This is a genomic window from Mucilaginibacter daejeonensis (assembly GCF_020783335.1).
In the GTDB taxonomy this organism is placed as follows: Bacteria; Bacteroidota; Bacteroidia; order Sphingobacteriales; family Sphingobacteriaceae; genus Mucilaginibacter; species Mucilaginibacter daejeonensis.
In genome coordinates this window covers 2,200,135-2,221,723 of the sequence record NZ_CP086068.1, presented here as the reverse complement: position 1 = coordinate 2,221,723, position 21,589 = coordinate 2,200,135, and the positions used below count along the sequence as shown (strand labels likewise).

The 21,589-nt window shown below is 47.2% G+C and carries 18 protein-coding genes; 4 read left to right on the top strand and 14 right to left on the bottom strand.

The window, feature by feature from the left end; all coding sequences use genetic code 11:
- The first annotated feature begins 9 nt into the window (after positions 1–9).
- The gene (locus LLH06_RS09325; RefSeq protein WP_228173097.1) at positions 10–900 is read left to right on the top strand and encodes a cell surface protein; all 891 of its coding nucleotides are present in this window, start codon (positions 10–12) and stop codon (positions 898–900) included.
- A 57-nt stretch (positions 901–957) separates the two neighbouring features.
- Here LLH06_RS09325 and LLH06_RS09320 read toward each other — a convergent pair whose 3' ends face one another.
- From LLH06_RS09320 to LLH06_RS09305, 4 genes are all read right to left on the bottom strand, one after another.
- Positions 958–1,341: a VOC family protein gene (locus LLH06_RS09320; protein ID WP_228173096.1), complete on the bottom strand. Its 384-nt coding sequence runs from the start codon at positions 1,339–1,341 to the stop codon at positions 958–960.
- Between the two features lie 16 nt (positions 1,342–1,357).
- On the bottom strand, positions 1,358–1,798 hold the full coding sequence (locus LLH06_RS09315; RefSeq protein WP_228173095.1) for a DoxX family protein: 441 nt from the start codon (positions 1,796–1,798) through the stop codon (positions 1,358–1,360).
- 133 nt (positions 1,799–1,931) lie between these two features.
- Positions 1,932–2,468, bottom strand: a complete 537-nt coding sequence (locus LLH06_RS09310; RefSeq protein WP_228173094.1) for an SRPBCC family protein — start codon at positions 2,466–2,468, stop codon at positions 1,932–1,934.
- A 185-nt stretch (positions 2,469–2,653) separates the two neighbouring features.
- Positions 2,654–3,718 carry a fatty acid desaturase gene (locus tag LLH06_RS09305; protein WP_228173093.1) on the bottom strand — a complete coding sequence of 355 codons (1,065 nt, stop codon included), beginning with the start codon at positions 3,716–3,718 and terminating at the stop codon, positions 2,654–2,656.
- Between the two features lie 108 nt (positions 3,719–3,826).
- On the opposite strand from LLH06_RS09305, the gene LLH06_RS09300 reads away from it, so the two are divergent.
- On the top strand, positions 3,827–4,045 hold the full coding sequence (locus tag LLH06_RS09300) for a hypothetical protein (RefSeq protein WP_228173092.1): 219 nt from the start codon (positions 3,827–3,829) through the stop codon (positions 4,043–4,045).
- A 99-nt stretch (positions 4,046–4,144) separates the two neighbouring features.
- Here the strand turns inward: LLH06_RS09300 and LLH06_RS09295 are convergent, their stop codons facing one another.
- From LLH06_RS09295 to LLH06_RS09250, 10 genes are all read right to left on the bottom strand, one after another.
- The gene (locus tag LLH06_RS09295; protein ID WP_228173091.1) at positions 4,145–4,756 is read right to left on the bottom strand and encodes a porin family protein; all 612 of its coding nucleotides are present in this window, start codon (positions 4,754–4,756) and stop codon (positions 4,145–4,147) included.
- Positions 4,757–4,833: 77 nt separating this feature from the next.
- A complete protein-coding gene (locus tag LLH06_RS09290; RefSeq protein WP_228173090.1) occupies positions 4,834–6,300 on the bottom strand; it encodes a TolC family protein in 1,467 nt (488 codons plus the stop codon).
- Positions 6,269–6,946 carry an ABC transporter ATP-binding protein gene (locus LLH06_RS09285; protein WP_228173089.1) on the bottom strand — a complete coding sequence of 226 codons (678 nt, stop codon included), beginning with the start codon at positions 6,944–6,946 and terminating at the stop codon, positions 6,269–6,271. The genes LLH06_RS09290 and LLH06_RS09285 overlap by 32 nt, the downstream gene beginning before the upstream one ends.
- Positions 6,947–7,154: 208 nt before the next feature.
- Positions 7,155–9,581 (bottom strand): ABC transporter permease, encoded by a 2,427-nt coding sequence (locus LLH06_RS09280; protein ID WP_228173088.1) that lies wholly within the window; start codon positions 9,579–9,581, stop codon positions 7,155–7,157.
- A gap of 92 nt (positions 9,582–9,673) precedes the next feature.
- A complete protein-coding gene (locus LLH06_RS09275) occupies positions 9,674–12,040 on the bottom strand; it encodes an ABC transporter permease (RefSeq protein WP_228173087.1) in 2,367 nt (788 codons plus the stop codon).
- A 67-nt stretch (positions 12,041–12,107) separates the two neighbouring features.
- Positions 12,108–14,531, bottom strand: a complete 2,424-nt coding sequence (locus LLH06_RS09270) for an ABC transporter permease (protein ID WP_228173086.1) — start codon at positions 14,529–14,531, stop codon at positions 12,108–12,110.
- 10 nt (positions 14,532–14,541) lie between these two features.
- A complete protein-coding gene (locus LLH06_RS09265) occupies positions 14,542–15,054 on the bottom strand; it encodes a hypothetical protein (RefSeq protein WP_228173085.1) in 513 nt (170 codons plus the stop codon).
- Between the two features lie 7 nt (positions 15,055–15,061).
- On the bottom strand, positions 15,062–16,501 hold the full coding sequence (locus LLH06_RS09260) for a S41 family peptidase (RefSeq protein WP_228173084.1): 1,440 nt from the start codon (positions 16,499–16,501) through the stop codon (positions 15,062–15,064).
- A gap of 20 nt (positions 16,502–16,521) precedes the next feature.
- Complete coding sequence (locus LLH06_RS09255) at positions 16,522–17,199, bottom strand: ABC transporter ATP-binding protein (protein ID WP_228173083.1); 678 nt, start codon at positions 17,197–17,199, stop codon at positions 16,522–16,524.
- A gap of 82 nt (positions 17,200–17,281) precedes the next feature.
- Positions 17,282–18,532 carry an efflux RND transporter periplasmic adaptor subunit gene (locus tag LLH06_RS09250; protein WP_228173082.1) on the bottom strand — a complete coding sequence of 417 codons (1,251 nt, stop codon included), beginning with the start codon at positions 18,530–18,532 and terminating at the stop codon, positions 17,282–17,284.
- Positions 18,533–18,826: 294 nt separating this feature from the next.
- Between LLH06_RS09250 and LLH06_RS09245 the strand changes: the two genes are divergently transcribed.
- Entirely contained in the window at positions 18,827–20,185 is a 1,359-nt protein-coding gene (locus LLH06_RS09245; RefSeq protein ID WP_228173081.1) for a sigma-54-dependent transcriptional regulator, read from the top strand.
- Entirely contained in the window at positions 20,175–21,515 is a 1,341-nt protein-coding gene (locus tag LLH06_RS09240) for a sensor histidine kinase (protein ID WP_228173080.1), read from the top strand. Before LLH06_RS09245 ends, LLH06_RS09240 begins: the two co-directional genes overlap by 11 nt.
- Positions 21,516–21,589 lie beyond the last annotated feature (74 nt).

Here is a 21,589-nt window from a genome sequence, read left to right as displayed (position 1 = left end):
ATCACATCAATGTTCGCCATATCTCGATCAAGAACGAGGATAATACTGGTTCTGTCATTAGCGATACTCTTGTTCGCAGCCTGTAAAAAGGGTGGCGAAGAGCCGGACAACACCATACCAACCAGGCCGGTGACCGCGCAGAGCAGCGCCTACGTAACGCAACTTTTTGATTATTCGCCCGCCCCTGGACAATTTATCAATACCAGCAGCGGGAACATGGATGCCGCAAAAGGTGTTTTGAACGGTAAGACCGGTTTGGTAAGCCTTGGCGCTTATGGTGGCAATATCGTGCTGGGCTTTGATCACACAGTAATGAATGAGCCGAACAAAGAGGATATCATTATTTATAATAATGCTTCGACCGGTTATGCCGAACCCGGCGTGGTTTGGGTAATGCGCGATAGTAATGGTAACGGACTGCCTGATGACGTTTGGTATGAACTTGCGGGATCTGCAACTGATAAAGCGGGTTATAAACGTGACTGGGTAGTTTATTATTCGCGCCCCGACGTACCGACCAACGATGTACCCTGGATGGATGGTTTTGGTGTTAAAGGCGTGGTAAAGACCAATACGTATCACAAACAACCTTACTATCCTGAGTGGATCACTAAGAACACGTTGATATTAGAAGGTCCACTATTGCCTACCACCAACATCAACAGCACCAACCCTACCTTCATTACCAGCAATGCTTTTGAGTATGGCTATGCAGACAACACACCCGGTGGCGACAAGCTTGACATTGCTAACGCGGTCGACAACCGTGGCAACAAGGTGAGCTTACGAGGTATCGACTTTATCAAGGTGCAAACCGGGATCGCTTATGACCTGGGTTGGTTAGGCGAACTTTCGACCGAGATCAAAGGTATTGCCGACATCAGTTTGGAGAAATTATAATTGTCGGTTTAAATAAGAAGAAAGCCCCCTGCGATAATCAAAGGGGGCTTTGCTGTTTTAAGATGCTTGTAATAGCGCCAGGAGATTCCCTGCCGGATCTTTGAACCACGCAATAGTGGTACCATGCGCTCGCATGATCCCCTTGTCGTCGGTATGAAGCTCAGGCTGATCGTAACGTTCGAATATCACACCATTTTGCGTTAGTTCATCCACCGCAGCTTCTACATCATCAACCATCAGATTGAGTATCGTGAACGAGGCCGGCAAATGGTCAGGTTTAGGATAGATCAATATCTGTTGGCCGCCTTTAAGGTCGAGTTTCAACAGACCCGGCATTTCAAGTTCTTCCACCGTTAAGCCCAACACCTCTTGGTAAAAGGCTTTGGCCTTAGCGGTATCATCTACCGAAAAACTACTGATGGCTTCGTGGTATGATAGCATAATGTGGATCTTTAGGTTAAAGCACGTTCGATCTTTCGCCAAAGATCAGTTTATCGAGCGAGATACGACCAGCACCTATAGCTAATAACAACAAGGAGATGCCAAGGTACACCAGCGCTAACTCGTACGACCCTCCGCCCTGCTTACTGGCAACGAAAGGGTCGCCAAACGTAAATGCGTGAAAATACACTGCCACAGCCATGGTAGCGATCAACCCGATAGCGGCCAGCCTGGTCAGCAGACCAAGGATCAGTGCGATGCCGCCGCCAAATTCAGAGATAGCGGCCAAAGCCAAAAAGATAGAAGGCATGGTAGCCTGCGGGCCCATCCAACCGGTAGGCGATTGGATCTTACCCCAGCCGTGAATAACAAAGGCGATACCTACGATGAGGCGTAACACCAACAACGCAAGATCTGCATTGAAAGGCAGTTGTGAAGGAGCAAAAAAACGTTTCATGATTGGTTGAGTTGAGTTAATGAAGCTTTGAACGCATCATTGTGAAAAATTGTTTCAGTACAGATAGAGTGAACTATTGAAGGCAAAGACGTTGAGCCTGCTAAACGGCCACAGGCCTCTAAGCAACTACAAATTATTTATTTTCTAACACGCGCTTCAAATTTACCAGCCCTGCATCCATATCCTTACCCAGCATGTCCTCTATGTTCATGAACAAACGGGCCAGGTTCATTGGATACGGCATCTCGCTTTTGAAACTCCATTTAACCTTGGTCGACCCGGCATTAATGCTTTCGGTAGTAAAAGCCGAGCTGGCCACACCTTCGAAAGGTTTGATAAAACGTACTTCCATGTCCACACGTTGCCCATCGGTAATATTTTTGAGCTCCTGCTCGCCTTTGCCTACTTGCTTGTTGGCACTGTCCCACGAGTAAACGAAACCAACAGTTCCATCGGTGCCTTTGTAAGCTTTCTTCATGCCAGGATCGGTCATATTCCACTTGCTAAAGTTGTCCTGGTTTTTCAAGTATCTTACATAGTCGAACACCTGGGCAACAGGGCGTTCGATCACGATCTCGCGCTCAATGGTGTAGTCTTTTTTTACGAATAATGCAACGATCAGCACGAGCAAAATGAGTCCGCCGATCACATAAAAGATCTTTAATAACATGGTGTTAGTGTTTAGAGTGATGTTTGATGCTGATGTAAAATTAAAACTAACCTCGACATTTCAAAGGGGGCGTATGCGGCATTGTCAGGGGCCTAACCCGACGATCTTTTACGGACAGAGCTAAAGGAAAAAGAAAAGGGCCTGTATCGCTACAGGCCCTTTATGTTATCTTTCGAGTCGACGGCTTAACTGGCCGTCTTCAACAGTACCTTACCGGTCACGCTGCATATCTCTGGTTGAGGAGCGTAGTATTCTTTAAGGAACTTCTTTTTAGAGTCGTGGTATTCGGTCACTCCACCGATCAGGTTCAAGAACTTGATATAGCACCAGGCCAGATCCAACTGATGCGGTAAAAATCCCGATCTTGCACTTTTAGGGAACAAGTGGTGATTATTGTGCCACTCACCGGCAACGAAGCCTGGCCACAGTTGGTTCACCGACATATCGTTACGGTTGTAATCTACTCCTTCGCGGCGCTTGTCCTCCCCTTTGCCATGCCCTTCATAATTGAAGGTACGCACACCCACTGCCCAAAAACCGGCAGCGCCAAATATGGTGCAAGCCAATTCGTGGCCACCGATGAAAAAGAATACCGCGTACCAAAAACCCCAGTTGAGGATCACGCCGCCAATGGTTCGCAGCGGGTTAGCTAATGAGCCCCAACGTTGATATTGTTCGTAGGTATTCGAGACCTGTCCGGTGTGTTTCATAAGCTTTACGCAACGGTTGTAGGTATGCTCGTCCATATTACGGGCGATCGGCTGGTGGTTCACGTCGGCTAAAAAGCAGTATAAAAAGCCCCCCTGAGCGTTGTAAGGATCGCCCGGCTGATCTGATTTGGCATGATGCACATGGTGCGATATCACGTATATCTCTTCAGGAATGATCTTGAGCGTGATGTTCTGGGTGATGAACCGCCAGAAATTGTTACGGAATTTATATGCACGGTGAGTGCAATAACGGTGATACCATACCGTGCCATGCGCACCCATCACCACCATGCTATAAACAAAGGCTATAAGAACGGTATACCAACTCAAATACTTGAACAACAGCAAACTGAACGGAACGGCCAAACAAGCGATCATCATCCAACTGGTGAACGGCAGCCAATTCTTTTTGGTCTTGAACACATTAAGCCTTGAAAAGAACTCCTTGAAGATCGTGAGTACGCTCGGCTTCGAGAGACCACCGTTCACATCGTACCAGCCGTACGATGGCTTCTCTAACACATTATCGATAAATGCCATTTATGCTTTGGGTTAAATTTATTAATTAAGGTGCCGTAAGGTAGACATAATAATTCATGCGTTTGTAATTTATTTACAACCGTATTGACTATTTTACGTTAATTCACTATGGAAGATTTTGAACTGACCCTATCGATCAACAGCCGGCAGTTACACGCGTCGGTACATACGCATGCTGAAGGAGATACCACTTATTACGATGTGACCACTGACGATTTCTCGATCAGTATATATAAGGACACCCTTTACACCTGGACAGCCGACGACAGCGCAGGCCTAAGCGCGGCTGATATACAGTCTATCGGCGAACAACTGATGCTGGGATAGACCGATACTTATCAAATAAAAAAGGTCAGGCCGTTTAAACGGCCTGACCTTTTTTGTTATGGGCCAACTCGCTGAAGCAAGTTGACCTATGAGCAAGTTTTAGGTAGAGAAAATGCGGTAAGCAAGTGCAACGTTGAAGTTGTTAAATCGCGTATTGCTTGATTCATTGCCATTTTTGATCTTGTTAAGACCTAGCTCGTAACGCAGGTCTATTGACAGACGACTTATATCGATACCTCCACCAAATTGCCATTGAAGACCCTGGCTTTTGATTTTGAGCATAGCGGGATTGTAAGGTCCGTCTTGGGTTTGCTTGTTACGCGTAGCGAAGGACAATACTGGGCCGGTGTTGATACGACCGTAGAGACCATTATCCCCAAAACGACGGCCTACCAATATAGGAAGGTCCAGACCATTTACCCGGAACTTGTTCTCGGCGCCAGTGTTCTTGTCAATGAATTTGGCGTTCTTGCTCGAGAAATATAACTCGGGTTGAATGAACCAACCCACCACTCCAACTCTTGTCCATACACCTACCAGGTAGCCTGTACGGCCCTCGGCGTCAAATCTATCCTGAGTGGGTAATGCTGTAAGATTAGCGCCGCCTTTGATGCCTACGCTGATCTGTGGTAGCAGCTGAGGAGTAGGTTGTGCCTGAACTAAGGTCGCGACACCCAGGCTCATGATGGTGAGATAAATTAATTTTTTCATAACATGCAGATAATCGTAAGCACAACAACTAAAAGTCGATTTTGTGCTAACTTCATGATCGCATGTAGGTATTCACCCTAAAAAGATAGCCTTCCCTGGTAATAATCAAGTATTTTAGTGCGAATATAATAATCGTAGCGTGCGTTGATCAGGTTGATGTTGGCACGATTAAGGTTGTTCTTGGCTACGATAAAGTCTACCGAATTGAGCACTCCAGCATTGAATCTTATCTCGGCCGTACGAAAACTTTCCTTAAAAGCATCCACCTGTTCGGTGAGCACCTGGTAGCGCTCAAATGCCGACCTCATGTTTACGAACGCCTGTTCAACGTTCTGTTTCAGTTGTACGCGGGTGGCTGCTTCGGTGTAACGGGCCTCACTCAGATCGATCTTCGCCAGCGCTACCCTGTTGCGATTTTGAAAGGCGTTCAATATCGGTATTTGCAAACCGATGCCTACCTGGGTGTTGTAGTTGTTCTTGAACTGATCGTAATAACCGATCTTTTCACTACGGTAGATCTGCTGATACTCATACACCGACTGCTTACCTGACGGCGACTTGATGAAACTTCCGGTGTTGACCTCCATGGAGTCAATGAACGTTGAACGTCTTGCCGCGCTGGAATATCTGGTAGCTATGCCGCTGTATAAGGATAAGGTAGGAAATAGGGTGCCTTTTACGGCTTTTACCTGTTTCTCAGCACTTTGCCGGCGCAAGGTAGATGCCTTTACTAACGGCAGCCTGTCCAAGGCGTTGCTGTAAACCTCCTCTGCTGTTTGCTTGAACTCGGCAGACGGTAATTGCGTAGCATCGAGTCGTTGTACGTTGAAAGCCTTTGTGTATGGGACATTCATCAACAACAATAGGTTGAGCTTTGAGGCGTCTACTGAGTTACGGGCGTTGATAGTGTTCAACCGGTCGGTACCTAACTGGCCTTTTACATCATAGTAATCCGAAGGCTGAACGGCTCCGTTCGTGTTCATCACCTCCAAACGTTTAAGTTGCTGCTGCGATACCAATAATTGGCTGTTGGCCTGTTTAAGAAGGTCAGTATTGTTGATCACCTGCAAATAAGTGGTGATCACGTTGAGTGTGATGTCGTTCTTAGCCTGCTCAAGATCCATTTGACCGGCCTGATAAGCCAGTGAGGTACGGCGAATGCTGTTCTGAATGGCCATGCCGTTGAACAAGATCAGGTTGGCGTTAACATTGTAATCGGCAGAGGTGATCTGCTGGTTAAGATAGGTATTGGTAAAAGGGTCGATACTACGGCCTGTGCTGATGCCATGATTGACCGATCCATTAAAAGTAGGTAATAAGTTAGCCCGCTGCTGCTGCCAGTAAATACGACTACGCTCCATTTCTAACTCACTCTTTTTCACGGTGAGATTATTCTTGATAGCGATATCGATACATTGCTGCAGGTTGTACAAAGTGTCGGTGGTTTGACCGCTTGCCTGCACAAAGCATCCCGTTAGGGCAATAATAAAGATCAGGTTACGCATAGCAGGATCACAAAGTAATTGACGAATCGATCTTTCCATCAAGCAGATGAATAATGCGTGATCCGTATTGGGCGTTCTTTTCGGAGTGAGTGACCTGTATCACCGTTACCCCATCCTCCTTGTTCAATTTTTGGAAAAGCTCCATGATCTCTTCGCCTTGTTTAGAGTTCAGGTTGCCGGTAGGTTCATCGGCTAAAAGCAGCTTCGGGCTCGCGATCAGCGCGCGGGCGATACCTACCAACTGTTGCTGTCCGCCCGAAAGCTGCGAAGGAAAAAGGTCTTTTTTTCCAACGATGTTGAAACGGTCCAAGGCATCGGCTACCAAAGCTTTGCGCTCGGCGCTTTTCACATCCTGGTACAAAAGTGGCGTTTCTATGTTCTCATAAACCGTCAGTTCATCAATTAGGTGATAGGCCTGAAATACAAAGCCCACATTTTGCTTGTAAAGCGCTGCGCGTTGTTTCTCTTTTAATTGATGTACGGGTTCTCCTAAAAAGTAATGATAACCTTCGGATGGCTGGTCAAGCATGCCTATGATATTGAGTAATGTCGATTTGCCCGACCCTGACGGCCCCATGATCGACACGAACTCGCCTTGATCGATGTCGAGGTCAACATGGTTCAATACGTAAGCCTTGGCGCCGCTTACCTGGTAATATTTTGATATTTGTTTAAGTGATAACATGTTAGCTTGTGATCGTTAAGATGATAGTACATTACGCGGTCATAAAAATACATTGAAGACCTTATACCATAGCTTATCAAATCTGTACCAAAACATTAAGTTGTTGATATATAACTAATTAACTATACTAACCTAATATACCACCGTTCGTAAGCGGAACAAACATCGTACGGTAATGATACAGTGTTACTACATCATACAGGTTTGATCACTCATTCCGAAGCGTGTTCACGGGGTTAAGGGTAGCGGCCTTCATGGCCTGAAAACTCACGGTCAGCAGCGCAATGAGCAGTGCCAACGCTCCTCCTGCCACCAGCATCCACCACTGCATGTGTATGCGGTAGGCAAAGTTCTGCAGCCACTTGTCCATAATGAGCCAGGCCACCGGCCATGCGATCACCATGGCGATCATTACCATTTTAAGCAGGTCGGCCGATATCAGATCAATTAGGTCGATCACGCTTGCGCCCAAAACCTTGCGGATACCGATCTCTTTAGTGCGTTGCTTGGCCGCGAACATAGCCAAGCCCAGCAGACCCAAACAGGCGATGAAAACCGTTGTGCCGGCAGCCGCTATAAAGATGTTTCCCAACTGATACTCTGCCTTGTACTGCTTGTCATAAACCTCATCCAGGAATGAATAGTTGAACGGCTCGGCGGGGAAGTTCTTTTGATATATCCTACGGATCTGCTCTATCCTTGCGGGCAGATCACGTTGATCTATTTTCAGGGTGAAGAATCCATCGGCCACGGCAGGCAAGAATATCATGGGTTTGATCTGCTCGTGTAAACCCAAATGATGATAGTCCTTTACCACTCCTACCACCTCAAAATCGCCACGCCATTTGATCTTTTTACCTATCACCGAAGCATCATCCTTGTATCGGAGCTGTTTCACCGCTGCCTCGTTCAGGATCACCTTTTTGGTCTTTGGCCATCCGTGTTCAAGCATAGCAGGGCTAAAACCCGAGCCGTTCTTGATCTTGATATCGTAGGTACTAAAAAAGTCGTTGTCAACGATCAGCATTGCGTACGAAAACTTATCATCCCCTGGTGCAGGTTGCATATTAGTGATACCTGCGGCCGAAAAATTGTATCCTTGCCCGGGTACGTTGTTAGATGCAGCCACCTGCTTTACAAAAGGCAACTGGCGCAGGTCGGCCTCAAAGGCCAGCGAGTGATCGATCTGCGAACTATTGATCACTGACGGGCCGGTGATCACCAGGCGCTGATCTACGTTCATGCCCAGGTCTTGCGTGCGCATGTACTTGAGCTGATCATACAGTACGATGGTGGCCACAATGAATACGATGGACGTAGCGAATTGAAATACCACTAATCCACGACGCAAGGATACGCCACCGATACTGATCAGCGCCTTGCTCCTGATCGTGACCAACGGATCGAACGAGCTGAGCACCCAGGCCACATAGCCACCTGCAATGAGCGTTCCTGTTACGATCATGGCACCCCCGCCTGCCCATATCCACCACTGATCAAATATGGATAGTGAGAGCTGTTTTTCCAAGATGCCGTTGTAGGTGCTTTGCAAGCACAACACCAACAATAAAGCCACTGCCAGGCCGATCACCGTCAACACCACGGTCTCGATTAGGTACTGCGCGCTAAGCTGCGACCGAGCCGCACCTAATACCTTACGCACGCCCACATCTTTGGCCCGGTTAAGTGCCTGTGCGGTGGACAAGTTGATATAGTTGACCCAGGCAATGACCATTACCAGCATAGCCACGCTAATGAATGATATCATTAGCGTTAAACTACCAAAGGTTTGGAATGGATAGTTAAATGATGGAGCTATATGTAGTTCAGATAACGGCTGAAGGCCAAGCTTATCATTTTGAGTATCGGGTTTTAGTTGATGAAGCAATTGTGTGGCCTGGTCAGCTAGATGAGCTTGGTCCGCATGTTCATCGGCAAGCAAGTAGATGAAGGCGTACTCAGAGTCGAAGGTGTTAGGGTCGGCCCAGTCGTTACTATTCCTGAACGCCGCACTTTCGATGGTTTTGAAAGAAAGCAGGATATCGGCTTTGATATCTGAGTTCTGAGCCATGTCCTGATATACACCGGTGACCGTATAATTGGCTTGACCGAATTGGTTATTCACCTCGATCACTTTGCCTACGGCGTCAACACCGCCAAAATACTTCTGTGCAACGCTTTGGGAAATGGCTGTTGTCTGTGGCTCGTTCAGTCGTCCGCTGCCGCTCACTAACGGAAAACTGAATACCTTGAAAAAGCTATCATCAGTAAAGGATACCTTTTCCTCCCTAAAGACCTTTTTACTGCCTGAGGCATCGGTAACTGCCACTACGCCATTCCCGATATTATCGCCAATGCGTACACAAGCTTTTACGCCGCTCACATCAGTTGCCAGCCGGGCACCGATACCTGGGGGCATGTAGTAATTGCTTTTACCATCTTTGTACAGGAACGACAGTCGGTAGATCTGTTTCAGATCTTTGTGATCACGGTTAGCGCTCCACTCATAAGCGATATATTCAGCGATAAAGATCAGTACTGTAAAGCCCAGTACCAACCCAAGTACATTGATCACGGAGAAAGCCTTGTTTCTCCATAAGCTTCTGAAAGCGATCTTTAAATGATTCCCGAACATATACTAACTTTTAATAGTGATAGAAGATCAGTATCATAAATCGAGTTCAGGCGATGAGGCCAAAGCCGGCACCGCCTGAAAACGTGTAGCGATCACTCGCTACGTAAACTTTTTACTGGATTGGCTACAGCGGCACGTACCGATTGGAAACTTACGGTGAGCAAAGCGATCAGTACAGCAGCGCCACCCGCCAGCAAGAACACCCACCATTCTACCTCGATCCGGTAGGTGTAATTTTGCAGCCACTTGTTCATGGCGAACCAGGCGATCGGTGTGGCGATCACAATGGAGGCGACCACCAACTTCAGGAAATCGACAGATAATAAAGTGGTGATATTAGCCACTGACGCGCCTAACACTTTGCGAACGCCTATCTCCTTAGTGCGGTTAGCCGCCATGTATGCGGCAAGCCCGAACAATCCTAAACACGAAATGATAATGGTAAGAATGGCGAACGTACCGGCCAAGCTTTCTGTACGTTGTTGCTCATGAAATTTTTGAGCATACTCTTCATCTAAAAAGTTAGCCTGGAAAGGGAAAGCCGGATTGTATCTCTTAAATATTGCCTCTGCCTGTTTCATTAACTGACCGATCGGTTTTTGATCGCTAAAGCGCCAATTGATATTATTTGACCAACGGGTGGCGGGCCCCATCACGAACATGGGGTTAAGCGGATCGAACGGTGAACCCCAGATGAAGTCTTTAAATACGCCCACCACATGCCACTTGATGCCGTCCTTATCAATGATCTGCCCAATAGGTTGCTTAAAACCCATTGCCTTTAAGGCCAATTCGCTGATCAGGCAGGCGGTAGAATCGGTAGGATAACGTTCAGGGTCAATGTCACGCCCTTCGAGCATTTTCAACTTTAACGTTTTGGCAAAATCGCCCAGCGTTGCCATTTGATCGAATACGATCTTTGAGCCAGGCGCTTTTCCTTGCCAGTTGAGTCCCCACGAATTACTACCTGCATTGGTAAAGCTTTGGTTGGTGATGGTAACGGCGGTAGCCACGCCGCTGCTTAACAGTTCCTTTTTGATGAGGTCTTTGTTCTTGTCAATATCTCCCGAAAAGTCAACGAACGCTACATTACCTTTACTGTAACCGTTATCACGATCTTGTGCGTATTGGATCTGCCTGCGAATGATGATCGTACTCACGATCATGACCACCGCAAAGGTGAACTGGACGATCACCAACAATTTACGCGGTGTGATCAATGCATTGGCCGAGCGAAAAGTGCCCTTTAACACCTCCACTGGTTTGAACGATGACAGATACAGTGCCGGATAGCAACCTGCAAGCAGACCAGTGACCAGCATAAAGCTGACAAATATGGCCCAGAACCATAGCGAACCATACGGTATGGCCAAATGCCATTGCACCAAAGTATTAAAGTATGGCAGGAATACTTGTGCCAGCACGACCGATATCACGCCGGCGATGACCGATATAATGACCGACTCGAGCAGGAACTGTCCGATCAGCGAGTTCTTAAGTGCGCCTATGGCCTTTCGAACACCTACCTCCTTGGCGCGTTTCTCGCTACGGGCGGTGCTCAAGTTCATGAAATTTATACAGGCGATCAGCAAAATGAAAGATGCGATCACCGCAAATAAATGAACTACCTCTATACGGCCACCAACTGGCTTACCATTAACAAAGCTATTGTGCAGGTAAAAGTCGCTCAGCGGGTACAAGAAAACCTCTGTGTCCTCGTCATGGTTGGAGTGACGGATCGTGATGTCGCGTATCTTTTTGTTCAGTGCTTCTAATTGTGTGTTAGGTTGAAGTTGCACGTAGGTCTTATAGCTATTGTTGCCCCAATATGGGTCATCACGGCCATACAGTTGTTTCATAAAGCTCCAGGGCATCATGAGGTCGAACTGGAACCTTGTGTTGGATGGCAGCGTTTTGAGGACCGCGGTCACCTTCATTTCAAAACGGTTATCCAGCTTAATGATTTTACCCACGGCATCTTCGTCGCCATATATCTTTTTGGCCAGGGTCTCGGTGATCACCAGGCTGTTAGGCTCCTTTAATGCCGTTGATATATTACCGCTGATCGCGGGGAAATTGAACAACTGCAGAAATCCATCATCGGTAATAAACCCCTTGGCCTGTAGCTTTTTGTCGTCGTGATCGATCAAATGCTGCTCGCTCCATCCTACTCGTACACTGCGCTTTACCTCCGGGTACTCTTGCTTAAGCGCAGGACCAAGCGGATTGGGTGTGGTAGGCCAGCAATCGAGCCTGCCATCGAACTTGGCCCGATTAAAAGCCACATAAGTATTGTTGATGTCGTTATGAAAGCGGTCAAAGCTGAGCTCGTTCCAGATCCATAGCGCGATGAGCATGGCAGCCGCCATACCGATACTTAATCCGGCTATATTGATAAACGAGAAACCCTTGCTATTCAGCAACGCGCGCCAGGCGATCTTGAGGTAATTCTTGAACATGGTAGTGACTGGTTAATGGTGATTAGTGGGTGGCCAGGTATTGTTATCTACCAGGCCGCCCACTGAACTATTCGCTTCGTAAGCTTTTTACTGGATTGGCCAACGCCGCTTTGATGGACTGGAAGCTTACCGTGATCACGGCAAGTATCATGGCCAGCAAAGTTGCTGCGACGAACACCCACCACTGGATGTGGATACGGTATGCAAAGCCCTGCAGCCAATGATCCATCAGGTACCAGGCCACCGGGAACGCCATCACTGCGGCCAATAATACCAGTTTGATGAAATCCTGCGATAACATGAGCACGATACCCGCTACGTTAGCACCCAGTACCTTGCGGATGCCTATCTCTTTGGTGCGTTGTATCACGATCATGATCGAGATGGCCAGCAACCCTATGCATGAGATCACGATGGCTAGCACCGCGCCGCTCACGAATATGCCCGATAAGCGTTTTTCGTTCAGGTACTGACGCTCCGTATTCTCATTAAGCCATGAGGCCAGGAATTCCGCATTAGGATATTCCTTTTTCCAGGTACGTTTTATTTCATCGTAACTATGAACCAGATTACCGGGACGAACCTTTACAAATATGTAATTGATGGTATAGTCCTTGTCCATAGTTAGGCTCAACGGGGCTATCTCTTCATGTAATGACCGGAAGTTATAGTCCTTCATAATGCCCACGATCTCGGCTTTGGGGCGTCCATCCAACATGGGCAACTGAGTACCGATAAGCTTGTTACCACCCAACTGACGGGCCATACTTTCATTGATGATCACGGCCGAGCTATCCGTTGCACGCTCCGGGTCAAACTCGCGGCCTTCTAACAATTTGATGTCGAGCGTTTTCAAATAGTCGTAATCGATACGCTGTATGTTTGTGCGCACCTCATGGCCCTGATATTCAAAACCCAATATGGAGCTCATGGACGAGCCATCGTTGCCGCGGCCCATGTTCATGTATGCGCCGCTCACTGCGACCACCTCATTATTCGCACGGAGCACATTCCGCATCACATGCAATGCATCGGTGCCTACCTGTCCCTTGGTGACCGGGATACTCAAGACCTCGGTCTTGTTATAGCCCAAGGGTTTATTGTTCAGGTAGGTGATCTGCTGCCAGGTAATGATGGTGCAAATGATCAGCAAGGTCGACAGTGCGAATTGTACAACCAGCAAGGTGTTGCGTAGTTTACCGGGCTTGCCTGCTGTTATCGTACCTTTCAACACCGCTACGGTCTTGTAGCGGATCATCATCAACGCCGGGTAAAACCCTGCAACGGCGGTCACCACCATGAATATGATCAGTATGCCCAGCAATTGTTTAGGCTCTACCATCATTTTCAATTCAATGTGGCTTCTAAAGATAGCCTTGAACGGCTTCATCAGCAATGCTGCTAACAACAGCCCGATCAGTGTTGAGGTTAGGCAAACCATGATGGTCTCCGTCCAAAATTGGGCGAGCAATTGCAATTTGCCAGCACCTAACGTTTTACGTACCCCAACTTCACGTGCACGTGTAAAACCACGTGCTACCGACAGGTTGATGAAGTTTATACAGGCGATCACCAGTATAAAGCAGCCGATAACCATTAAACTTATAGGATATATCTTGCTTACCTCGCTTCCTTCTACCCCACCCATTTGGGTGGCAAAGTGATTGTTAGAGAACGGAGCGACTGCCAGGCTAAATAAATTACCATTGACGTCTGGCTTTGCACCATCCTTTTTCAGATTATTGATGCTTTCAGCGTAATACCTATTCACGAACGGCTTTAGTTGCTGAGAGAATTTGGAAGGATCGTATCCGTCTTTGAATTGGAGGAAAAGGAAATGTGAACGGTTGTTCCAATTGTCCATATCCGCTTTGTAGCTGGTAAAATGTTCAAAACGGACAGCCATGTGGAAGGTGATACTCGAGTTATCGGGAATATCTTTGATCACACCTGAAACCACGAACGGCATTTCCTGGCCATTCATATTCAGCGTAATGGTCTTGTTCTGTACGTCCTCGGTACCAAATATGGCCTTTGCAGATGTTTGGGTCAAGACAACGCTATTCAGACCCGAAAGTGCGCCAGCCTCGTTGCCCTTTAAGAACGAAAAGCTGAACATCTTAAAAAAATCAGGATCCACAAAATGAACGTCCTGTTCGATCGTCTTCCCGCCGTACCTCACCTCTGCGGATGAGTTTCCTGAACGGGTAGTATACTTAATGAATGGATAATCAGCTTTGATAGCAGGAGCCAAAGGTATCGGGCAAGCCGTGCTCACTTCTACGCCTGTCGGCCTGTTCGAGCGGTTATATACCTGGTAAATGTTATCGATGTTCTCATGGAAGCTATCATAGCTGAACTCGTAATAAACGGTCAGGAAGATCAGTGTGCAGCAGGCCACCGCTACTGATAACCCTGTCACATTCATAAAATTGAATATCCGGCCTTTCCACAGATTGCGCCAGGCGATCTTGATGTAGTTTTTGAGCATAACGTCAGGTTTAATGAGTGTTCACACGGTCACTTACACCAAGCGAGTCGGTTATATGTTTGATCAGTGCATCCTTATCCGCTTTTGACATGCCTTTCACGTTGAAATTTTTTGAGTAGCTGAAAGTGCCTTTGCCTTTATTGCCTGATATGCGTACTTGCATGGTCTTACCATCGTCGTGTATATCTGAATCTAAATGGGTACTCGAACTTTTGGTGCTCGTCACCGAGGCTGGTGGCGTCGGTGGCTGCGGTACTTGAGGATGACCGGGCTCTGTATGTGGCGCAAGGCCTAACGAATCGGTAACCTTTTTAATGATGGCATCTTTTTGTGCCTTGCTCATGCCCTTTACGTTAAAGCGTCGGTGATAATCGAGGTTGCGGCCATTGTTCTTGCCACTGATATCGATCTTTAATTCGGAGCCATCTTCATGAATGCTTTCGCTGATGTTCTCGTGTTTGCGTTGAGCACTGGCCGCTAACGAAACGGCCAATAGAGGTATGATAAGTTTTAAGGTCTTCATATAGATATTATTTAGAGTTTAGGGATGCGGTCTTACTTGCGGTTATGCTTTTCAGTGTGCTGTTCTTAAGTAAACGGAGCGCTTTGTTGAGGGCGGGGTCATTGTTATTTATCAGATCCTTTACGGTGGTCACTACCTCAATGTCAGGTTTAATGCCGTAGCCAACAAATTCGCGTCCGTCAGGATAGGTATCTTTCTTGGTGCATACCCGTGCTTTAGCGCCCCCGGGCAGATCGAACAAGTATGGCTGGCCTGTGCTGCCGAAAGTATTCTGTCCGATCTTGACCATATGCTGTTGTTTATCAGCCAGGATCAAAAAGTCCTCTGCTGCTGATGCTGTGTTATGACCAATCAGCACCGCCGTGGGTACTACCAGGCGTTGTTCTTTTGCTTGGTTGCGGTAAACACTGCCTGACGACACCACTTCCATCCGCAGGTCATGATTATCTAACCAAGCCTTTTTGTTCCAGTCGCTGTTGATGGTATCCTTAGGCGTTACATATACCCCCCAGGCTTTAAAGGCCGAGCTATGCAGGCGACTAACAGCCTTAGAGCCGTAGTAAGTGCTGTCGTTGGTCAGATAGCTGAGTATCGCTGCGCCAATGCTGGTGCTGCCACCTCCATTGTTGCGAAGATCGATGATCAGCGACTTCGCCTTGTATAACTCAGGAAGCTTTTGAATGAACAGGGTGTCGATCTTGCGGTCGCCAAAGCTGTTCAAGGCTACATAAGCCACATCGCCGGGGTACCACTTCATGGTCAGTAGCCCCGACTCCTCAAAAGCTGGTATCGTCTCTTTTTCCTCGGTACGGGCATGCGTCAACTGCAAGTTCTTAACTGCTCCTTTGGGCGTTTTGATCTTTACATTGTAAGTGCTGCCTTCAGGTCCTTGTAAAAGCGATGAGGCCGCCTGATCATCTAACACATATTGGGTAGATGAGGAGATGTAGGGCCTTACATATTTATTCATGTAAGCGGCGGTACTTAGTCCGTTCACTTCAACCACTTCGCCACCAACCGGTACCTCCTCCTTGATGCTTAGGTTGGTGCGGGTGATGATCGCATGACCGTCGATATTTTGGATGAACAACCGGTATTTACCGAACATGCTGGTCAGTATTTTCTGTTCTATCGCCTGAGGGAGGTAGATGTTGGTATGCCCGTCCTTCAGGAACGCACAAAAACGTTGCAGTTCGTGAAAATACTCGTAGTCGTTCCTGGTCTGCTGTACCACTGGTATCATAGCGGTGTACAAGCTATCCCATGCTTTTCGATCAACCTTATTGAGGTACACAAAATTGTAATTCACTTCCTGCCAGAACTTCGAAAGGCCATAAACCTTCTGTTCGGGCTTGAGGGTATTAGGCATCTGCACCTGGGCACTCGCAGATGAGCAGACCGCCGATGCAGCCACCAAAATGGTCGATAAGAGTTTAGGTATCTTCATGTGAGTGATCGGTGGAGGTATTACATCATGATGTTCTCGACAACGGTGTGCCCGTCTAACAGGCGAATGATGCGATGACTGTATCTTGCATCGTGCTCAGAGTGGGTCACCATGATGATGGTCGTTCCCTGCTCGTTCAGGTCGGTCAAAAGCTCCATCACCTCGTTACCGTTGCTGCTATCGAGGTTACCGGTGGGCTCATCAGCCAGTATCAGTTTAGGTTTGTTCACCACTGCGCGGGCAATAGCAACGCGCTGTTGCTGACCACCAGATAATTGCTGCGGATAGTGATTTCGGCGGTGCATGATCTGCATCTTGCCTAACACCTCTTCTACCCTTGTTTTGCGTTCGGCAGCGCCTATACCGGTGTATATCAATGGAAGCTCCACATTTTCGAACACGGTTAGCTCATCGATAAGGTTAAAACTTTGGAATACAAATCCGATGTTGTGCTTGCGTAGATCGGCACGCTTACGCTCATTAAAATGAGCCACCTCAGTGCCATTGAACAGATAGCTGCCACCATCGGGGTCATCTAAAAGGCCTAGGATGTTCAGCAAGGTCGATTTACCACAGCCAGAGGGACCCATAATGGCCACGAACTCGCCGGTATTCACTTCCATGTTGAGTTTGTTCAACGCAACGGTCTCTACCTCTTCGGTACGGTAGAATTTTTCAAGGTTAGTTATTTTGATCATTTATCCTCCCCACCCTTATCACAGGGTCATATAAATTGTGATGTGTCTTGTTAATATCGTTAAGTGCCCGATGTAAATACTGCTATTTAAGAACCAGTTCTTGCATGTCGCCGTAGTTCTCGTAACTGGAGGTCACCACACGGTCGCCGGGTTTTAAGCCTGAAGTAACCTCATAGTAATCCGGATTCTGGCGGTTCAGTTGAATATCTACTCGGTAAGCCGTCTTGCCGTTCTCACTCAATTTAAATATCCAGTTACCGCCTGTTTGCTGGTAAAAACCACCTTTAGGCACAAGTACGGCTTGGGTCTCATCGCTCAGAGCCAGTCGCACCTGTAAACTTTGCCCGCGGCGAATATCTTTTGGCACCGCACCAACAAATACCATATCGACCTGGAAACGGCCGTTACTTACCTGAGTAAATACCTTTTTTATCTTCAGCTTGTAGGTCTTATCGCCAAGGGTGAATTCCCCGGTCTGGCCATTCATTACGCGGGTAATGTAGTGTTCATCCACATCTACCCTCACCTTAAAGCCCGACAGTACATCTATCTGACCTAATCGTCCACCCTTTTGCTTGCTTTGACCGATCTCGGCATCCAGTGCGGTCAACTGGCCATCTACGGGTGCACGTACTACCAGATCGCCTACCTTTTTGCGCATCAGTTCCAAAGTGGCTTTCATGTGTGCATAGGAGTCGCGGCTTTGCTTGGTCTGCTGATTCACCGCGGTAGAATCCTGGTTAAGGATCTGCGTGGTCAGCCGCTTACGGCGCACCGCATACAGGTAATCGTTCTCCGATTTTTGGAACTCCTGCATACCGATAGCTTTTTGGGCATACAGCTTTTTATTCAATTCATAGATACGTCCGGCCTCTTTTAATCCGCTTTCTACCTCAGCCATCTGGTTGAGCTTGCTGATAGTATTCTGACGTGCGTTATCATGCGAGATCTGCATTTGAGTGAGCACATTGAACACGGCTGTCTCTTCATTGGCCAGGCTAAGCTCAAGGTCAGTGTTGGCTAATTTCAATATCGGTTGACCAGCCTTTAAGGTGGCTCCATCCTCTACAAATACTTTTTCTACCCGGCCGCCTTCAACAGCGTCCAAAAATATAGTGGTGATCGGCATCACGATACCGTTCAGCGGAATGATCTCCTGGAACGAGCCCTTTGTCACATCACTGATGGTGATACGTTCGGTATCTACATTCAACTTGCTTTTGCCCGACGTGAAATAAATGCTCCCCGCGATCAATAGAACCACACCAGCGATGCCGGCAATGGTGGCTATGCGTTTAGCGTTCCACGTTCTCTTTTCAATTATTCTGTCCACTTAAAAATATTTGTTTACTGTTACTATATAAACCATGTGCCACTGTTCAAAATGCTATATATCAATCAATTAAGATATAACCGTAATGACCACCGTACGCTTGTGTTACATCGGGTGTGCGGTTATGATACAGTACCTGCGGCCTTTAGATATAGCTAAAACATTGGCGAACAACCAATTGAAGCGAACAACGCTTCTTCGCTCCGTTTTTGCTGCTTTTGAGGTATTCAGGCTTGCCTGATAAAGCTTAATATTAAAGATATTTAAGTAAATTGACCAACCTAATTTGCGCACATGATACTGAAAAAAGCCACCGTACTAGTTGTTGATGATGATATTGACGTACTCACCGCGGTGAAACTATTGTTAAAGACCGAGGTTCACGAGATCATCACTGAGAAGAATCCCGAGAACATTAACTCGATACTCACCCGTAACCAAGTGGATCTGGTGTTGCTGGATATGAACTTCAACAGCACCATGAACACCGGCAACGAGGGCATTTACTGGCTGCGCAAGATAAAAGAGTGGCGCCCTAACGTTTGTGTGATCATGATCACCGCTTATGGGCACATCGACCTTGCCGTACGGTCACTGAAAGAAGGCGCCAACGACTTTGTAGTGAAACCATGGCACAACGAGCGCCTGTTAGAAACACTAAGTGAGTTGTTAGATAAGCAGGAAGGCCCTAAAAAGCCGAAAGCCGTTGCTAAAAGCACTGCAGGCAGCACCGCCATTTTAGGTGAAGCTGATGTGATGCAGGACATCTTTTACAAGGTGAATAAGATCGCGCCTACTGATGCCAACATTTTGATCCTTGGCGAGAACGGTACGGGCAAGGACCTGATGGCAAAGGCCATCCACGAGCGGTCTTTGCGGGCCAACAAGCCTTTTATTAAGGTGGACGTTGGTGCTTTGACCGATACCCTATTTGAAAGCGAATTGTTCGGCCATAAAAAAGGCGCCTTTACCGATGCGAGAGAGGACCGTATGGGTCGCTTTGAGGAAGCCGAAGGCGGTACCTTATTCCTGGATGAGATCGGCAACATCACCTTGCAACAGCAAGCCAAACTGTTGACCATATTACAGAATCGGCAAGTGACCCGCCTGGGTACCAATAAGCCGGTCGACATTAACATTCGTTTGATCTGTGCCACCAACATCCCGTTGCAGGAGCTGGCCAATGAGAACAAATTTAGAAAGGACTTGATCTATCGTATCAACACGGTCGAGATTACTATGCCGCCGCTCCGCCGCCGTACAAGTGACATACCGGTGTTAGCTCGTCATTTTGCAAAGATGTATGCGGCCAAATACATGAAACCGCCTATGGACCTCAGCAACCAGGCACTTAACAAATTGCAGATGTATGGATTCCCTGGTAACGTACGTGAATTGCAGTACACCATTGAACGCGCCGTGATCATGGCCGAAGAGGACGTGTTGCAGCCAGACGACCTTATCTTTTCATCATTAGAAACAGCTTTACCTGAAGCGCCTCAACTAACTGACAACGTTCCGTTAAGCGAAATGGAAAAGAACGCCATTTTACGCGTGATAGAAAAGCATAATGGCAATATCACCCGAGCTGCCAAAGAGTTAGGACTGACCCGCACTGCCCTTTACCGCCGCCTGAACAAGTATGATATTTAAACGCTACGAGTGGCAGTTGCTGCTGCGCATCCTGCTTCTATTCGGCTTTATGTGCGCTGCCGCGTATGGATTGGTTAGCAACAACAATCTATATATCTTCTTACCTTTACCTTTTATTATCTATCTTATATTCAATTTATTATATCAGTATACTAAAATACAACAAGAGGTGCAGGAATTTGCAGAGGCCGCGCAATACCGCGACTTTTCAAGGCATTATGCGATCAAGAACGCCCCCTCTAACGTGCAGGTTCTACGTCAGGGATTTAACGAGATCAACGTTACTTTCAAGACGATCAACCGTGAGCGTGAGACGCAATACCACTATCTTCAAAACATCTTAGAATTAGTAGGAACAGGTATCCTATCATACGAGCAGGAGACCGGCGAAGTAGGCTGGATCAACGAGTCATTCAAGAACCTGATCAGCATCCCCTACCTGCGCAACATCAGTTCTTTAGAAAAACGCGCCCCTGAGCTTTACGAGGAGATCATCAAATTACGGTCGGGCAATAGCCGGGTGGTGACCATACAGCATGAGCAGCAAAAGCTGAAGATATTGCTGATGGCGAGTTTACTGCGTAGCGAGGATAAGCTTTACAAATTGGTGGCTTTCCAGAACGTTAGCGATGCGATGGATGAATCAGAGTCTAATGCCTGGTCTAAGTTATTGAATGTGATGACCCACGAGATCATGAATTCCGTTGCGCCAATATCCTCTCTGGCTAATACCTTAAAAAATCGCCTCAAGCGCTCGGATATTGCCAATAGCGCCACTGGACATGACCTTGAAGACCTTGAATTGGGTATAGATACCATTAAACGCCGCAGTGAGGGCTTGTTGAAATTTACTGAGAGCTACCGAAGTTTAAATAAAATAACCAAGCTGGAATTGCAGCACACGCTGGTTTACGAATTGTTCGAGAACCTCAATACACTGATGTTGCCAACGCTGGAAAAGAAGAACATCGAGCTGGATGTCATCCTTCGTGATCTGAATTTGGCCATCGATGTCGACGTCAATCTGCTGGAACAAGTGCTCATTAATTTATTGGTAAATGCCATTGAAGCAGTAAAGGATCGCCCCGAACCCACCATCAGCCTATCGGCCGAAGTACAGGGCAATAAAACCTTAATAAAAGTAAGCGATAACGGCCTGGGCATGTCAGCAGAGTTGCTAGAGAAGATCTTCATCCCATTCTTTAGCACTCGAAAAACAGGCAGTGGCATAGGCCTTAGCCTTTGCAAGCAGATCATGTTGATGCACAAAGGCAACATCACGGTGCAAAGTACCGAGGGTAAAGGAACGGTTTTCACGTTGCAATTTTAATGACCTCACAACACAAATGTCATTGCGAGCGCAACGTGTCCACTGCAAATCATAAGCCTGAATAACACAGCTCC

Coding starts and splice junctions, on each gene's coding strand:
- LLH06_RS09315 (WP_228173095.1), bottom strand. CDS start 1,798: ATGAAACGTTTTTTTGCTCCTTCACAACTGCCTTTCAATGCAGATCTT.
- LLH06_RS09305 (WP_228173093.1), bottom strand. CDS start 3,718: ATGGCATTTATCGATAATGTGTTAGAGAAGCCATCGTACGGCTGGTAC.
- LLH06_RS09325 (WP_228173097.1), top strand. CDS start 10: ATGTTCGCCATATCTCGATCAAGAACGAGGATAATACTGGTTCTGTCA.
- LLH06_RS09240 (WP_228173080.1), top strand. CDS start 20,175: ATGATATTTAAACGCTACGAGTGGCAGTTGCTGCTGCGCATCCTGCTT.
- LLH06_RS09280 (WP_228173088.1), bottom strand. CDS start 9,581: ATGTTCGGGAATCATTTAAAGATCGCTTTCAGAAGCTTATGGAGAAAC.
- LLH06_RS09260 (WP_228173084.1), bottom strand. CDS start 16,501: ATGAAGATACCTAAACTCTTATCGACCATTTTGGTGGCTGCATCGGCG.
- LLH06_RS09270 (WP_228173086.1), bottom strand. CDS start 14,531: ATGCTCAAAAACTACATCAAGATCGCCTGGCGCAATCTGTGGAAAGGC.
- LLH06_RS09255 (WP_228173083.1), bottom strand. CDS start 17,199: ATGATCAAAATAACTAACCTTGAAAAATTCTACCGTACCGAAGAGGTA.
- LLH06_RS09290 (WP_228173090.1), bottom strand. CDS start 6,300: ATGGAAAGATCGATTCGTCAATTACTTTGTGATCCTGCTATGCGTAAC.
- LLH06_RS09285 (WP_228173089.1), bottom strand. CDS start 6,946: ATGTTATCACTTAAACAAATATCAAAATATTACCAGGTAAGCGGCGCC.
- LLH06_RS09310 (WP_228173094.1), bottom strand. CDS start 2,468: ATGTTATTAAAGATCTTTTATGTGATCGGCGGACTCATTTTGCTCGTG.
- LLH06_RS09275 (WP_228173087.1), bottom strand. CDS start 12,040: ATGTTCAAGAATTACCTCAAGATCGCCTGGCGCGCGTTGCTGAATAGC.
- LLH06_RS09300 (WP_228173092.1), top strand. CDS start 3,827: ATGGAAGATTTTGAACTGACCCTATCGATCAACAGCCGGCAGTTACAC.
- LLH06_RS09265 (WP_228173085.1), bottom strand. CDS start 15,054: ATGAAGACCTTAAAACTTATCATACCTCTATTGGCCGTTTCGTTAGCG.
- LLH06_RS09320 (WP_228173096.1), bottom strand. CDS start 1,341: ATGCTATCATACCACGAAGCCATCAGTAGTTTTTCGGTAGATGATACC.
- LLH06_RS09295 (WP_228173091.1), bottom strand. CDS start 4,756: ATGAAAAAATTAATTTATCTCACCATCATGAGCCTGGGTGTCGCGACC.
- LLH06_RS09245 (WP_228173081.1), top strand. CDS start 18,827: ATGATACTGAAAAAAGCCACCGTACTAGTTGTTGATGATGATATTGAC.